The 16,495-nt window shown below is 62.4% G+C and carries 10 protein-coding genes; 7 read left to right on the top strand and 3 right to left on the bottom strand.

The annotated features are described in order from the left end of the window. Positions 1 to 40 precede the first annotated feature (40 nt). Genes glgX through treY form a run of 4 tightly spaced genes read left to right on the top strand, consistent with a single transcriptional unit; the run spans position 41 to position 9,351 of the window. Positions 41 to 2,266 (top strand): glycogen debranching protein GlgX, encoded by a 2,226-nt coding sequence (gene glgX, locus AWB74_RS02780; RefSeq protein ID WP_061145180.1) that lies wholly within the window; start codon positions 41 to 43, stop codon positions 2,264 to 2,266. Positions 2,267 to 2,315: 49 nt separating this feature from the next. Beyond that, complete coding sequence (gene treZ / locus AWB74_RS02785; protein ID WP_061145181.1) at positions 2,316 to 4,214, top strand: malto-oligosyltrehalose trehalohydrolase; 1,899 nt, start codon at positions 2,316 to 2,318, stop codon at positions 4,212 to 4,214. After that, positions 4,211 to 6,418: a 4-alpha-glucanotransferase gene (malQ, locus tag AWB74_RS02790; protein ID WP_061145182.1), complete on the top strand. Its 2,208-nt coding sequence runs from the start codon at positions 4,211 to 4,213 to the stop codon at positions 6,416 to 6,418. Before treZ ends, malQ begins: the two co-directional genes overlap by 4 nt. After that, complete coding sequence (gene treY / locus AWB74_RS02795) at positions 6,415 to 9,351, top strand: malto-oligosyltrehalose synthase (RefSeq protein WP_061145183.1); 2,937 nt, start codon at positions 6,415 to 6,417, stop codon at positions 9,349 to 9,351. The genes malQ and treY overlap by 4 nt, the downstream gene beginning before the upstream one ends. Positions 9,352 to 9,996: 645 nt before the next feature. Here the strand turns inward: treY and AWB74_RS02800 are convergent. The 3 genes from AWB74_RS02800 to AWB74_RS46340 form a co-directional block, all read right to left on the bottom strand. Then, positions 9,997 to 11,361: a hemolysin family protein gene (locus AWB74_RS02800; protein WP_061145184.1), complete on the bottom strand. Its 1,365-nt coding sequence runs from the start codon at positions 11,359 to 11,361 to the stop codon at positions 9,997 to 9,999. A gap of 61 nt (positions 11,362 to 11,422) precedes the next feature. Then, complete coding sequence (locus tag AWB74_RS02805) at positions 11,423 to 12,547, bottom strand: sensor histidine kinase (protein ID WP_235024461.1); 1,125 nt, start codon at positions 12,545 to 12,547, stop codon at positions 11,423 to 11,425. Between the two features lie 332 nt (positions 12,548 to 12,879). Further along, positions 12,880 to 13,047, bottom strand: coding sequence for a hypothetical protein (locus tag AWB74_RS46340; RefSeq protein ID WP_160110225.1), 168 nt, complete (start codon positions 13,045 to 13,047; stop codon positions 12,880 to 12,882). A 136-nt stretch (positions 13,048 to 13,183) separates the two neighbouring features. Between AWB74_RS46340 and AWB74_RS02810 the strand changes: the two genes are divergently transcribed. From AWB74_RS02810 to AWB74_RS02820, 3 genes are all read left to right on the top strand, one after another. Then, positions 13,184 to 14,269 (top strand): glycosyltransferase family 2 protein, encoded by a 1,086-nt coding sequence (locus tag AWB74_RS02810; protein WP_061145185.1) that lies wholly within the window; start codon positions 13,184 to 13,186, stop codon positions 14,267 to 14,269. A gap of 492 nt (positions 14,270 to 14,761) precedes the next feature. Further along, positions 14,762 to 16,039, top strand: a complete 1,278-nt coding sequence (locus tag AWB74_RS02815) for a flippase (RefSeq protein WP_061145186.1) — start codon at positions 14,762 to 14,764, stop codon at positions 16,037 to 16,039. Positions 16,040 to 16,195: 156 nt separating this feature from the next. Next, positions 16,196 to 16,384, top strand: coding sequence for a hypothetical protein (locus AWB74_RS02820; protein WP_061145187.1), 189 nt, complete (start codon positions 16,196 to 16,198; stop codon positions 16,382 to 16,384). The last annotated feature ends 111 nt before the right edge of the window (positions 16,385 to 16,495 follow it).

Raw genomic sequence — 16,495 nt, forward strand, 5'->3', positions numbered from 1 at the left:
GCAAAAAAACCCGCAAGGCAAAACCAAAGGAAAAGGCCGCATGCCAAATGCACTCCCCGATAAGTTACTCCCGGGCGCGCCCTACCCGCTCGGAGCCAACTGGGACGGTCTGGGCGTCAACTTCGCGGTGTTCTCATCGAACGCACACCGCATCGAGGTGTGTCTCTTCGACAGCACCGGCCGCAAAGAGCTCATGCGCTTCGACCTGCCGGAATGCACCGACGAAATCTGGCACGGCTACCTGCCCGGAGCACACCCCGGCACGGTCTACGGCTTTCGCGCGCACGGCGCGTATCAGCCGCAACACGGGCATCGCTTCAATCCGCACAAGCTCCTTCTTGATCCCTACGCAAAGAAGCTCGTCGGTCCCTGGCGATGGTCCGACGCGCTCTTCGGGTATCGCGTGCATTCGAATCGCCTCGACATGTCGATGGACCGCCGCGACTCCGCACCCGCCATGCCCAAGTGCATCGTCACCGACGACGCCTTCGACTGGTCCCGCGACGTGCGCCCCGACACGCCCTGGGGCGAAACGATCGTCTACGAAACACACGTGCGCGGCACATCGATGATGCGCGACGACATCCGTCAGCACGAACGCGGTTCGTTCGCAGCACTCTCGTCGCCGTGGTTCATTGAGCATCTGCAAAAGCTCGGCATCACCGCCGTCGAATTTCTGCCGGTGCACGCGTTTCTCAACGACCGCTTTCTCGTCGAACGCAGTCTGCGGAATTACTGGGGCTATAACACCGCGGCATTCTTCGCGCCGGAGCCGACCTATCTGTCGACACATCGGCTCAACGAGATGCGCATCGCCGTGCGCCAGTTGCACGCGGCAGGCATCGAAGTGTTTCTCGATGTCGTCTACAACCACACCTGCGAAGGCAACGAGCTCGGGCCCACGGTCTCGTGGCGCGGTCTCGACAACGCGAGCTATTACCGCCTGATTCCCGGCGACGAGCGCCATTACATCAACGAGACCGGCTGCGGAAATACACTCAACCTGTCGCATCCGCGCGTGCTGCAAATGGTGATGGACTCGCTGCGCTACTGGTGCACCGCGTTCAATATCGACGGCTTTCGTTTCGATCTCGGCGTGACGCTCGGCCGTGAAGGACACGGCTTCGATCCGGGCTCCGGTTTCTTCGATGCAGTCCGCCAGGACCCCGTGCTCTCCACGCGCAAGCTCATCTCCGAGCCGTGGGACATCGGGCCGGACGGCTATCAGGTCGGCAATCATCCGCCGGGCTTCGCGGAATGGAACGACAAGTATCGCGATGGCGTGCGGCGCTTCTGGCGCGGCGACTCCGGCATGCGGCCCGATCTCGCCGCGCGTCTCACGGGGTCCGCCGAGCTTTTCAACCGGCGCTTCAGGAAGCCGTGGGCATCGGTTAACTTCGTCGCGTCACACGACGGCTTCACGCTTGCCGATGTCACCGCCTATTCGCACAAGCACAACGAAGCGAATCAGGAAGGCAACAACGACGGCCACAACGAGAATTGCAGCGCGAACTGGGGCGTGGAGGGCCCGACCGACGATCCCGCGATCCTCGAATTGCGCGCGCGTCTCGCCCGCTCGATGGTCGCGACGACGCTGCTCTCGCTCGGCACGCCGATGCTGCTCGCCGGCGACGAATTCAACCGCACGCAACAAGGCAACAACAACGCCTATTGCCAGGACAACGAGATTTCCTGGCTCGACTGGAACGCCGCGAAAAGTCCGCAAGGCATCGTGATGACCGAGTTCGTCGCAAGAGTTATTGCACTGCGCAAGAAATACCCGGTGCTGCGCGAAACGCGCTTCCTTTACGGCGACCGCGAAGTGCTGCCGGGGCTCTACGATGTGAGCTGGTTCGATGAACGCGGCAACGCGCTCGCGATCGAAGCATGGCAGGACCCCGAGGGCCGCGCGCTCACGCTGCGGCGCGCCGGCCCCGGCACCGACGGTGAAATCGATGTGCTGCTCCTCATGTTCAACGCGTCGTCGCAAGCGCTCGTGTTCACGCCGCCTGCGCCGCACTTGGAATGGAATGTGCTCGTCGATAGCGCGGAGCCCGATTCGGTGACACGGCCGCTCGTAGGAAGCGACCTGGAGGTGGCCGCGCACAGCATCGTCGTGTTGCTGGCCGAGCCCACCGGCGAGGCCGACTGGCAAGCGGTCTGGATGGCGGGCGCGCATCAGGGGCCGCGTCTTCTGACGGCATTGCCGCCCGATCCCGGCACGATGACGCCGCATCGACCATCCGAACCCGATATACCGCACTGAACGCCCGCTAAATTCATCGCCGAAAACCGCAGCATTGAGGCAGGAAATCATGTCCGAACGTCCGATCGATCCGCACAAGCATCATCATGCGTATTGCCTTCCTTTCGGCGCTCATCTGACGGGCGCCGTGCGCGAAAATCCGCGCACTCGCTTCCGCTTCTGGGCGCCATCGCGCGAGTCCGTGCAGGTCGAGATCCAGCGCGCGGGCGGCGCACCCGAACTCATCGACATGCAGGCAACCGGCGACGGCTGGTTCGAAGCCGAAGCCGATGGCGGCGCGGGCACGCTCTATCGCTATCGGCTGGATGAAGCGCTTGCCGTACCCGATCCCGCCTCGCGCTTTCAGCCGCAGGACGTACATGGTCCGAGCGAAGTCATCGATCCGCGCGCGTACAAATGGACGCACACGAACTGGCACGGTCGTCCCTGGGAAGAGACCGTGCTTTATGAACTGCACGTCGGCGCGATGGGCGGCTATGCGGGCGTCATCGCGCGCCTGCCGGAACTCGCGCAACTTGGCGTGACGGCGATCGAGCTGATGCCGCTCAACGATTTTTCCGGCACGCGCAACTGGGGCTACGACGGCGTGCTGCCCTACGCGCCCGACTCGTCGTATGGCCGCCCCGAAGAGCTGAAGCAACTCGTCGATACCGCGCACGGCCTCGGCCTGATGGTGTTTCTCGATGTGGTCTATAACCACTTCGGCCCGGACGGCAACTATCTGCATGCCTATGCGAAGCCTTTTTTCCGCGAAGGCGTGCACACGCCGTGGGGACCGGCGATCGATTTCGAGCGTCCGCAGGTGCGCGATCTGTTCTTCGACAATGCGCTTTACTGGCTCAGCGAATATCGTTTCGATGGCCTGCGCCTCGACGCGGTGCACGCGATCAACGACGACGAATGGCTGCGCGAACTCGCGCATCGCGTGCGCAGTTCCGTCGAGGCGAGCCGTCACGTGCATCTCGTGCTGGAGAACGAGCACAACACGGCGAACCTGCTGGAAACGCATTTCGACGCTCAATGGAACGACGACGCGCACAACACGCTGCACGTTCTTTTGACGGGCGAAGACGAAAGCTACTACGGTGCGTATTGCGACAAACCTATCGAAAAGCTTGCGCGCATCCTGAAGGAAGGCTTCGCGTATCAGGGCGATCCGTCGCCGATTCACGACGGCAAGCCGCGCGGCGAAAAGAGCGCGCACCTGCCGCCGACGCGCTTCGTGATGTTCCTGCAGAACCACGATCAGATCGGCAACCGCGCGATGGGCGATCGCCTGCGCGCGTTGACCGACGACGAAGCGTTGTTCGCCGCGACGGGTCTGCTGCTCCTGTCGCCGCAAATTCCGCTGCTGTTCATGGAGGAGCAATACGGCTCGAAGCAGCCGTTCCTGTTCTTCACCGACTATCACGACCAGCTCGCCGATGCGGTGCGTGAAGGCCGTCGCAAGGAATTCGCGAAGTTTTCCGCATTCACCGATGAAAAGCGCCGGGCGCAAATCCCCGATCCGAACGACAAGAAGACCTTCGAGATGTCCTCGCCCAGAATCAGCGGCAAGCAGGACGAAGTGGACCGGCTCGAATGGCTGCACTTCTATCGCTCGGCATTGACGGTGCGCGCGAAGCTCATCACGCCGCGTCTCAAGGGCGCGAAGTCGCTCGGCGCGGACGTGCTCAGTGACAAGGCGCTCGTCGCGCGCTGGAAGCTCGGCGACGGCGAAACGCTGTCCGTCGCGCTCAATCTCGGCGATACGGCCATCGCGCTGAAAGACACGCCGCCGGGCAAGATCATCTTCGAGACGCCAGCGCGTGCGCAGGACACCGCAGCCAAGGGCGAACTCGGCGGCCGCACGTTCCTCGCGTGGCTCAGCGGCGAAGTGAACGAATATGCGCTCGCGCACGATGCGCGCCGCTTCGAACCGGCATCGGCCGAAGGGAAAGCCTCGTGAGCGCCGCCACCAGCAAGAAGGGCGATGCCCACGCCGCGCGACCCGTCAGCGGCATCGAGACGCTCGCGGAACACGCGGGCTTCGAGATCGAATGGCAGGACGCGCACAAGAACATGCAGCGCGTGCCGGAAACGACGCTGCGCATCCTGCTCGACAAGCTCGGCCTGCCATGCGGCAACGCCACGCAGATCAAGCAGAGCCTGTCCGCCGTCGATGCCGAAATGAGCGGCCGCAAGCTGCCGCCGCTCATCACCGCGGAGGTGGATCGTGGCATCGCGCTGCCGGTGTCGGCGGCGAAGCAAGGCGCGCGCTATCGCATCGAACTGGAAAGCGGCGAGGTCATCGACGGGCGCTTCACGTCGCCGAAGGGCGAGATCGCGCTGCTTTCGCCGATCGCGGAGCCGGGCTATCACACGCTCGTCATCAACGACCATCGCACGACGCTGGCGGTCGCGCCCGCACGCTGCTTCACCCTCGACGATGCCTGGCGCACGCTCAGCGACGACGCCGGCAACGCGCCGCCGCTCTGGGGCGTCGCGGCGCAGGTGTACGGCTTGCGGCGCAACGGCGATGGCGGCATCGGCGATTTCACCGCGCTTGCATCGCTTGCGACGCAGACGGCCAAACGCGGCGGCCATGCCGTCGCCATCAGTCCGATGCACGCGATGTTCAGCGCCGAGCCGAACAAGTTCAGCCCGTATTCGCCGTCATCGCGGCTCTTTTTCAACATCGCGCACGTGGACCCCGCCGCCGTGCTCGGCGCGCCGGCCGCGCGAGCGGCAATCGACAAAGCCGGCGTCGCCAATGAGCTCACCGAACTCGAAGGTCTGACGCTGATCGACTGGCCGCGCGCATCGAAGGCGCGTCTCGCGGTGCTGCGCGCGCTCTTCGAGCCGTTTTCCGCCGACCGCGATTCGCCGTTCGCAAAGGACTTCGCCGCGTTCGTCGAAGAAGGCGGGCGTCCGCTCGAAGATCACGCGCGCTTCGAAGCGCTGCAGGCCGCGCAGATCGCGGAAAACGGCGACGGCCACTGGCGCAACTGGCCCGAGGCCTTGCGCGATCCGCGCAGCGATGCAGTCACCGAATTCGCCGACGCGAACCGCCGCGAAGTCGACTTCTATCTCTTCGCGCAATGGCTCGCCGCCAAAGGGCTCATGCACGCGCAGCACGCCGCGCGCGATGCGGGCATGGCGGTCGGTCTCGTCGCGGATCTCGCGGTCGGTTGCGACAGCGCGGGCAGCCACGCATGGTCGTATCGCGATGAAATGCTGACGGGCGTGTCCGTCGGCGCGCCGCCCGACCTCTTCAATCAGGCCGGGCAATCGTGGGGACTCACGACGTTCTCGCCGCGCGCGATGCGCACGCAAGGCTTCGCGGCGTTCATCGACATGCTGCGCTGCGCGTTCAAGTGCGCGGGCGGCATCCGCATCGACCACATTCTCGGCTTGCGGCGTCTGTGGCTCGTGCCCGAAGGCGAAAGCGCGAAGGACGGCGCGTATCTGCGCTATCCGCTCGACGACATGCTGCGGCTGATCGCGCTCGAATCGTGGCGGCATCGCGCGATCGTGGTCGGCGAAGATCTCGGCACGGTGCCGCCCGGTTTCACGGAGCGCTTGCAGGAGCACGGCTTGCTGGGTATTCGCGTGCTCTGGTTCGAGCGGGAGGTGGACGGGCCGGGCTTCAAGCCGCCGCGCGAATGGGACGCGGGCGTCACGGCGACGACGACCACGCACGACCTGCCGACCGTCACCGGATGGTGGCGCGGCGAGGACATCGTGTGGCGCTCGAAGATCGGCCAGACGATGGCGCGCGCCGATGGACGCGACCCGGTCGAAGTTGCGCTCGAAGAACGCGGCGAGGACCGCGAACATTTGTGGCGCGCGTTCCAGGATGCGGGCATCGCGCCGGACGACGTGGAGGCGCCCGATATCGACAACGCGCCCGTCGATGAGGCGCTGGCCTTCGTCGCCGCGACGCCCGCACCGCTCGTCACGTATCCGCTCGAAGACCTGCTCGCGCTCGCGGAGCAGCCGAATTTACCCGGCTCCATCGACGAGCATCCGAACTGGCGCAGGCGTTTGGTCCGCCCAGTCGACGAACTGTTCCTCGACGACGCCTTTTCCGATCGCCTGCTCGCCGTCGATACTGCGCGCAAGCGCGCCGGGCAACCGAACGAACCTACATCGAACTCCGAAACACCATGACCGTACCGCGTTCCACGCTCAGGCTTCAGCTTCACAAGGGCTTCACGTTCGACGATGCCGCCGCGCTCGTCGACTACTTCGCGCTGCTCGGCGTGAGTCACGCCTATGTGTCGCCGATCACGACCGCGACCGCCGGTTCCACGCACGGCTATGACGTCGTGGACCCCACGAAGGTCAATCCCGAGCTGGGCGGCGAAGACGGCCTGCGACGCTTCGTCGAGAAGCTGCGCGCGCACGAGATGGGCCTCATCGTCGATATCGTGCCGAATCACATGGGCGTGGGCGGGTCGGAGAACGTGTGGTGGCAGGACATCCTCGAATGGGGACGGCACGCCACGCATGCGCGCTTTTTCGATGTGGACTGGCATTCGCCCGATCCCGCGTTGCGCGGCAAGGTGCTCGCACCGTTTCTCGGCGCACCCTATGGCGACGAGCTGCAAGGCGGCAAGATCAGGCTTGCCTATCGCGCGGACGAAGGGCGCTTCGTCATCGAGTATTACGCGAATGTGTTTCCGGTCTGTCCGGTCGATTACCCCGCCGTGTTGCAGGAAGCGCCCGAACTTGCGCAACGCTTCACCGGCCTGACGACCCAGCCCGTCGATCAGCCGCGCGCCGCCGATGCGCGCACCGCGCTCGTCACTATCGCGCAGACCGAGGGCGGCCAGGCCGCGATCGAAGCCATTCTCGCCGCGCATTCGCCGGATACGTCCGCGGGCCGCGACCGGCTGCATCGACTGCTCGAGCGTCAGCATTACCGGCTCGCGTGGTGGCGCACCGCGGCGGACGAAGTGAACTGGCGGCGCTTCTTCGATGTGAGCACGCTGGGCGGCGTGCGCGTCGAGCGGCCCGAGGTGTTCGAGGCATCGCATGCGCTGATCTTCAGGCTCTTCACCGAAGGTCTGCTCGATGGCGTGCGCGTCGATCATGTCGATGGCCTCGCCGAGCCGCGCGAATATTGCCAGCGCCTGCGCGCGCGGCTGGAAGAGCTGTCGGTCCAGCGGCCCGAGGCGTTGCGGCACGGTAACGGGCGCACGTATTTCGTCGTCGAGAAAATTCTCGCGCGCGGCGAGCCGTTGCGCCGCGACTGGCAGGTCGACGGCACGACCGGCTACGACTTCATGAACGACGTTGGCGCGCTGCTGCACGACCCGGCTGGTGCGGCGCCGCTCGCTGCGCTGTGGGCGGACATCACGGGCAAGAGCGCCTCGTTCGCCGACGAAGCGCTCGCCGCGCGCCGCAAGATACTCGCCGAGAATCTCGCGGCGGAGCTGGATCGCGTGACGCGCGCGCTGCATCGCATTGCCCGCGATGCGCAGAACACGCGCGATTTCACCTTCACGTCGATACGTCGCGTGGTGGCGGAACTCGTCGTGCAGTTTCCGGTGTATCGCATCTATCCGGTGGGCGGCGTGCGTAGCCCCGAGGACGAACGCTTCTTCTCGCACGCGCTCGACGCCGCGCGCGCGGTGCTCGCGAAAGCGGATCATGTCGTGCTCGATCAGGTCGCGCAATGGCTGGGCGACAAGCTGCCCGACGAGGCACCGCAACCCGAACGCGCTGAACGCAGCGAACGCGGCAGGGATCGCGCTGCCGAACGCAATCGTGAGCGTGATCGCGATCGAACTCAGGCGCAGGCGGGGCAAAATCCGCCGTCGTCGAGCGGATCGCAGCGCCGCGCGGCGCAGACGCTGTTCTCGCAATTGACGTCGCCGGTGGCGGCGAAGGCCGTCGAGGATACGGCGTGCTATCGGTATGGACGGCTCGTGTCGCGCAATGAAGTCGGTGCGGACCCCGGCGAGTTCGCGTTATCCGTCGATGAGTTTCACAAGTGCAATCGCGAACGATTCGAGACCTTCCCGCACGCGATGCTCTGCACGGCGACGCACGATCACAAGCGTGGAGAAGACGTGCGCGCGCGCATTGCGGCGTTGAGCGAGATCCCTGACGAATGGTCCGCGACGCTCAGGCAATGGTCTACGTTGAACACCCCGTTGCGACGAGGTCCGGGCGGCGGCCATGATGAAACGAGCGATAGCCACGATTGGGCACCGGGGCCGGCAGCGGAGGCGATGCTTTATCAGATGCTCGTCGGATGCTGGCCGACGACGCTCGCCCCTGATGATGAGACCGGCGTTCACGCGCTTGCGGAACGCGTGGCGCAGTGGCAGTTGAAGGCGCTGCGCGAGGCGAAGCTGCGCACGAGCTGGTTCGCACCCGACGAAGCGTACGAGAGCGCGTGCAGGGACTTTCTGTTCGATATCGTCGCGCCGCAGCGGCGCAATGGCTTTCTTCAGGAGTTGTCGGCGTTCGTGGCGCGTATCGGACCGCTCGGCGCGATCAACAGCTTTCAGCAGACGCTATTGCGGCTGACGTCGCCGGGCGTGCCGGATCTTTATCAGGGCACGGAGTTGTGGGATTTCAGTCTGGTCGATCCGGACAATCGCCGGCCTGTCGATTATGAATTGCGCCGGGCGTGGCTTGCGGAAGTCGAAGAGATGGGGCCGCCTTCGGAACAGTTATCCAATTGGCGCGATGGGCGCGTGAAGCTTGCGCTCGTGCGGCGTGCTTTGGCTTTGCGCAAGCATTGCGAGTCGTTGTTTGCTCAGGGCGAGTATGTGCCGCTGGAGGTGCGTGGGGAACATGCGGGGCATGTGATTGCTTATGCGCGGCATGCGGGGAGCGCGTTTGCCATCGTGATTGCTACGCGGCTTGCTGAGCCGCTGTTGGGTATCGGGCGCGATGTGCCGCTCGTCGAGGCTGAGCGTTGGGGGGAGACGGCTGTCGTGTTGCCGGAGGCGCTGCATTCGCGGGCGTTGTTTGATTGGGTGAGTCCCAATGCGCCTAAGGCTGAAGGCGAGATGCTTTTCTTGCGAGATGCTTTGGGGGTGATGCCGGTGGCGTTGTTGGTGGAGGAAGGGGTTCCTCGGCCTTAGGGTTTGTTTTTTTGTTTTCGCCGGATCCCGTATTCGCGTTGGTTTATTAGCATTGCCCCTGTGCGGGGCGGCACCTACTTTCTTTGCTGCTGCAAAGAAAGTAGGCAAAGAAAGCAGCTTTTCCCAGCCTAAGCACTTCACGCCGGCCGCGGCACAGGCGATCGAACTAATGGCCCCCAGAGTAGCGAGTGTTCTCGTAGGTCTCATCGGGCGTGGACCGCGCACGGTCTGCCGCCCGATAGCTCTAAGTGCGCTGGTTCAGCACGAAATAGCTTCGGCACAGCGCTACGCGCTGCCGCGGGGTATGCAAGCGAAACCAGCTTGTGCGCGCAGAATCGCGCACATACGTGAACCCGATGGACCGGTCGGCCGCGGAGCGGGCTGGAGCTATTTCGTGCTGAACCACTCAGTAGTGCGGCGCGATATGTCAGACCGTGCGCGATCCACGCCCGGTGAGTTTTGTGAAGGCACTCGCTACTGCCGGACCAAGAAATTAGTTCTGTGCCGCGGCCGGCTGGAAGTGCTTAGGCTGGGGATGGCTGTTTCTTTGGTTACTTTCTTTGCAGCAGCAAAGAAAGTGACTGCCGCCCCGCATAGGGGCGAAGCTAATAAACCAACTCCAATTCGGGATCCAGCGAAAAAAAGTCATTCCGCTTCCTCAAGCGCCTCCTCGCGAGGATACACCCGCACCAAAACAATCCTCGGCCCCTTCATCTTCTTGACAACGATATCGAATCGATCGAATTCAACCCTCTGCCCCTCAGTGGGCAGATCCCCGAGCGCATTGATCACGAGGCCGCCGACCGACTCCGCACGTCCTTCATCGATATCGATGCCCAGCGCCCGCTCCAGCGACACCACCGGCAAGCTGCCCTTGCCCATCAACGTGCCATCGTCCATGCGTGACCAGTCCGCATCGCCCTGACGGAACTCGTCGTGAATCTGCCCGACGAGCGCACCAAGCAGATTATCCAGCGTAATGAAGCCGATCGGCTTCGCGCCCTTGCGCCCGACGATCGCCAGATGCGGCGCACCCTTGCGAAAACGTCGAAACAATTCGAGCGCCGAAAGATTCGGCGCGACGTATTGAACGGGCCGCACATGACGCGATAGCTTGTCGATCTTGTCGGGGGCATCCTTCGAAAAGCTGAAGTGAAAACCGCGCGCGCCGCCATCGCCGGCAAGCAGCAAGTCCTTCAGATGGATCATGCCGATCACGCGCTCCCCCGATGCATCGGCGAAAAGCGGATAGCGCGAGAAACGATGCCGCGAAATCACAGCGAGGTTATCGCGCATAGGAAGATCATTACGCAGGCCGACGAGCTCGTGCGCCGGACGCATCAGATCCGACACCGTCATGCGGCTGAAATCGAGCGAATGCGCGATCGTGTTCCATTCGTCCTCGTTATACGCAGACCCGCCGCCATGATGACGCCCGCGCAAAATCAGCTTGAGCTCGTCGGTGGAGTAATGCGCGTCGTGACCATGATCCCCCGACATGCCGAAAAGACGCAGCACGAAATTCGCGCTCGAATTCAGCACCCAGATGAACGGATACATCAGCCAGTAAAAACCGTAGAGCGGCATCGCGAGCCACAGCCCCACCTGCTCCGAGCGGCGGATGGCCCATGACTTCGGCGCCAGTTCGCCGACGACGATATGCAGAAACGAAATGACCGAGAACGCGAAGAAGAGCGAGATCGAGTCGATGAGCTTTTCCGACTCGACGCCGAAGAGCGAAAACAACGGATGCAGCAGCGTGGCGAAAGCCGGCTCGCCGATCCAGCCAAGCCCGAGGGACGCCAGCGTGATGCCGAGCTGGCAGGCGGACAGGTAAGCGTCGAGCTGCCCGTGCACCTTCGCGAGCAGACGGCCCGGCAGGCCGTTGGTGCGCGCCAGTGCCTTGACGCGCGTGGGCCGCAGCTTGACGAGCCCGAACTCCGCCGCGACGAAGAAACCATTCAACGCGACGAGCAACAATGCGCCGATCAGCGCGACAACCTGAGCCAAAGCAACTCTCTTCGGAAGTGGAAAGCGTCAGTATATGGGCGACAGGTCTTCGAAAGTCAATTTACATCCCAGCGACCGGAACGCGCACCGACAACGTGACCTCTGCATTGTCCGCGATATCGCTGTGCTCGAACGCACCGCCGTGCGCCTCGGACACGCGCTTCGCCAGCGCCAGGCCCCACGCAATGCGCCCGCCTTCGCGCGGCTCCAGCGCCTGGCGGCGCGCGAACGCTTCGAGCACGTGCGGCGACGACGTATCGTTCAACGCTTGTGCCGATGCCGTGAAACGCACGTCCGTGCGCCACATGCTGCCCTCGATGTTGCTCGACGCATGCACCGTCGCGCCGCCCGGACTCGCTTCGGCGGCGAACGCCAGCATCAGCCAGATCGCCTGCAACAGACGCTCGGCATCGCCTTCGAGTTGCTCTTCCGCAAGCGGCGATTCGATTTCGATGCTCACGTCTCGAGCGCGCGCAACGCCGGCACGCGCGAGCGATGCGCTCTTCTCCAATAGCGGCCGCAACGCCACAGGCGCGAGCGCAACCGACAACGCCTTGGTTTCCGCGCGCGTCGTATCGACGGATTGCTCGATCAGCTTCACCTGTTGTTCGACGCCCGAACGAATGCCGGCGAGTGCGCGCTGCGCTGCGGGATCGTTGGCGTCGACTTTGCGTTCGAGCACATAGCCCCAGCTATGGATCGCATTCAACGGGCCGCGCAGATCGTGCGACACGACCGACAACACGTGATCGCGCATGAAGAGCGCGGCCTCGGCTCGCAGATGCGCGATGCGGTCCGCGGCGTCGTGCTGCCCGTCGCCCGACGCGCTCGAAGGCGACACGATCAGCGTGACGCAATCCGGGCCGGGCAGCGCGATGACCGAAAAGGCGCGCGCCGCGCCTTCATCGCCGATCGTCACTTGCGCGCGACGCGTGCCGTTGCCGGCGAGCGCTGCATCCGCGGCCTCGGCGAGCACGGCGGTGAGCGGCCGGGGCAACGCGGTATCGGCGAGTACGCGGCCTTCGAGCGCGGCGGGTTCGAGATCGAAGAGATGAGCGAGGACGGCGTCGGCCGAAAGGCAGCGCTGAGCGCTGTCGAGCACCAGCACGCCGTCGTTTCCCGCGACGGCCGCATCGAAGGACTTGTCGCCTTCCGGTTCGACCGTACTGGAAAAGGACGTTGTCACGATCATGGATCCTTGCGTATAACGGTGTTGAGGTTCGATGTCCCGGAGAGGCGGATGCGCCGACGCTGCACAGCGCGTATGCCCTGAGGAATATACGCCGCATATGAATCCTTGCAGGTCATTATATGTGAGCGCCTACCCCGCATGCGGCCACGGTGCGCCGGCCGCCTCGCCATGCCGGATCAGCAATTTGCGTGCGAGTGCACATTTCGCGTCCGTGCGCATATCGATCCTTCATTTGCACGGTCATAGAAAGTATCGGATTACTATTAATTCGGTTTAAGGAATTTCATCCCTTAGCAAAATAAATTCAGTTACCTTTTTTACAGGGCTTAAAAAGCCGCAGGAACCGTGTTTGCTGTTTTAATAGCCCTGCCATGTACGGCCCTCATCTTCGTCATGAAGATTTTCAAAGCAAAGAGCGCTGTCGATTTTATTTTTCTGTTGACAACGACTTTTGCGGCGCGAGCTTCCAGAATAGCGCCGCGATCCAAATTCATGCGTCAGGCCGAACCTTTGCGGCCTGGCGCTGCCAATAGCTTTCCAATTGGAGTCAGCACATCGGGCATACGGCGCACATGAGCCGTCCCGGCTACGCTGGGCTTCATGCCAAACTCTATGAGTGACATCAGCACTATGACTCACGCCCATCAAGGCAAACCTGAAACCCTTCTCTCGGTGATCATCCCTGCGTACAACGTCGAACACTTCATCACCGCATCGCTGGAATCCGCGCTCTCGCAACCGCGCGCCGATGAAATCGAACTGATCGTCATCGACGATGGCTCGACCGACCACACGCTCGAACGCATACTCGACATTCAACGTAGCGGCCGCGCCCGCAATATGCGCGTGATCCATCAGGAAAACCGTGGCGTGTCTGCGGCACGTAATCGCGCGATCGCCGAAGCGACGTCGCCGTATATCGGCTTTCTCGATTCGGACGATGTCTGGTCGGCGGATTTCACCGCGAAGATCATGCCGCTTCTCGACGCCAATACGGCGGACATCATCGAGTTCAACGTGGGCATCATCAATTCGGACGGCAAGGTGATCGACAAGGTCACGCTGATCGATCCGTCGACGGTCGGTCATCGCGCATGCGATCTCGATGCGTTGCTCGACTTCGCGCGCGTGTATCAGGTGTTTCCGGTCGCGCGTGTCTATAAGCGCGAACTGTGGAACGGCATCGAATTTCCGACGGGCCGCGTCTACGAAGACGCCGCCGCGATTCCGCGCGTCTATGCGCGCGCGAACTCTCTCTTCCGTCTCGCCGACGATCTCTATTTCTATCGGCGCCGCGCAGGCAGCATCACCACGAAGGCAACGCCTTACACGGTGATGTCGCTCGCGACCTGCGCAGAAGAAACGATGGAGCGCTGCACCGGCGGCGCGCTGGACCCCTTCTGGCTCGCGATGTTCCACAAGGTCTTCTCGTATGCGTGCTTTCAGGCCGCGCGCGTGGATACTCGCGCATTCGCGGAATCGATGCGAACGATCGAGGCCACCGCCGCACACTATCGCGACTTCGCCGCGCCCCGCACCGATACGCCGAAGGAACTGCGCTTTCACCGGAAGATAGTCATCGATCGCCGCTGGTTTCAGGCCAAGCGCCTGATCAAGCGCGCGCTCGGCCGCGAGTTGCGTCCGCCCGTGGCAGCGCGCACGCATTCTTCAGGCAATGTACGCGGGCGTCCTCACGCAAGTGTCAACAATGACTAAGAAATTCATGAGCCGCCTTAAGGATTTCGCTAAGCATTCGCCGCTAACGAATCGCTGCGATGCGGGGCAACCGCGAAAGATGGCGGCGCGGTCAGTTTCATGAGCGCACCGATGCCTACCAGCACTTTGAGTAGTTTTCAATCGAACGATCAACGCTCGGTTGAACCCTTGCGTGGGCAAACCCACTGATGAATACGCTTTTCTTTTGTTAAATAACATTTGCGATAACGTTTGCGCATTCTCCGGACAGACATCGGCGGGTCCGGAACCGGCGCATTCCGTTCGACACACGCGCACCCGACGCCAGGCCAACGCATGGGCGCGCAGACCACTTTGGCCGCATGCCGCATCGACGGCGAGACACACGAGCGAAACTATCCGCTCCCTGTGTTGTCTGGCAAAGGCCCACTCAATCAGCGAACCTGCACGGTTCGCAATCTTGCGTCATAGTCATCAAGATCACGCTGCGCTAAAGCAGGGAAAAACCGTTCAATGGCTTCATTCCGAAAGAACTTCACGATTCTGATGACGTTGCAGGTATCGACATACCTCGCACCGCTCCTGACGGTACCGTGGCTCGCGCGCGTGCTCGGTCCGGGCGAATATGGACGACTTGCATTCGGCCTGGCCTTCACGGCCTACTTCATCTCGATCACGAACTACAGCTTTTCGCTGACGGCCACGCCGAAGATTTCGATCAATCGCGACAACCGCGAGCTGCGCTCAAAGGAGTTTTGGGAAACCATCCTTACGCAAGCCATGCTCGCGCTCGCGGGATTCGTCGTGGTACTCGCGCTGACGTCCGTCGTGCCGTATCTGGAGGAGAATCGCTCTCTCCTGCTCGTCGGTTATGGCCAGGCAGTCGGCGCCATGCTGATTCCAACATGGTATTTCCAGGGCATCGAAGATCTCGGCATGTTGAGCGTGCTCGTATTCATCGGACGCGCGCTCAGCATTCCTGCGATGTATCTCTTCGTGCGCGAGCACGACGATCTCCTTATCGCGATGGCCGTCAACGCGTTGGTGCCGCTGCTCTCGGGCATCGCAATTTGCACGTATTTGTACTTTCGGCGCGAGCTCGACTTCGTGCGCGTGTCGTTCAAGACTATCGTCAGTCGTCTGAAGGACGGCTGGAGCGTGTTCATCGCAACGTCCATCGTCGATATCTATGCGTCGAGCAACATCGTGCTGCTTACGTTCATTGCGGGCAACGTTGCGGCCGGCTATTTCGCAGCGGCGGACAAGCTGATCCGCGCGGCATTGAATATGCTTCAACCGTTGAAGACGGCGGCTTATCCACGCGTGAGCTTTCTCATGCATCACGCCAGGGACGATGCCTTCGCGTTCTTGCGCAAGATGTTCGTCGTGCAGGGCGTGATCGTGTCGCTGATCTCGGTATGCATCTTCTTCGGCGCTCCGCTTGCAGTAAAACTCTTGTATGGACCGAAGTTCTTGCCTACCGTAGAGGTGTTGCGATGGATGGCGTTCGTGCCGTTGATGGCCGGACTCTCGGATCTCTTCGGTGTTCAGACGATGCTTCCGCTCGGCATGAGGTCGCAATTCAGCCGCGTGCTGATGGCATCTGCCGTAGTGAACTTCGGCGTCCTCGCCGTGCTCGTCAAGCTCTTCGGCGAGCAAGGAGCGGCGGCGACGGTGCTGATCGTCGAGACATTCATCGCTGCGGCGATGGCCTTCACGCTGTATCTGCAAGGTGTGCCGCTGTTGAAGCGCCCGATCGCCGAAGGCGCAGGTTCAGGAACGACGACGTAGCCGTACCCGCCTTTGCACTTCCAAGCTGCACTGGGCGTGTTCGACTTGCGCCCTACTACAAAGTTGCATTTAAGTATGTGACTCAACGAACGGACCAATGCAGTTCGAGCCGATATCGTATTGGTACGAACAGTGTTTAATTAAGAGAGCCTTGTGATGGAAACAGAAGAAACGTCAATTGAACACGTACAGAAGCTGGTGGATCAGGCCGAAAGCCTGCGCATGCAGTCCGTCGCAGTCCCGCTCAAGGATCTGCAAATAGTTCTGCAGATTTGTGAAGCCGCTATTGCTCAGCAGAATGCATCGGAAATGATCGCGGAAAATCCATATTCGTCTGCACAGTAATGACTCTTCCTTCGAGCGCGGAGTGAGGTACCCCAAGCAGTCCTTGGACGCTCGAAACCCGATCGATAGTTCCACTTGACGTCCCGCCGCAGAGAAGCCGTTTTTACCTGG

Origin of the sequence: Caballeronia arvi, from assembly GCF_001544695.2 — a bacterium.
Taxonomy (GTDB): domain Bacteria; phylum Pseudomonadota; class Gammaproteobacteria; order Burkholderiales; family Burkholderiaceae; genus Caballeronia; species Caballeronia arvi.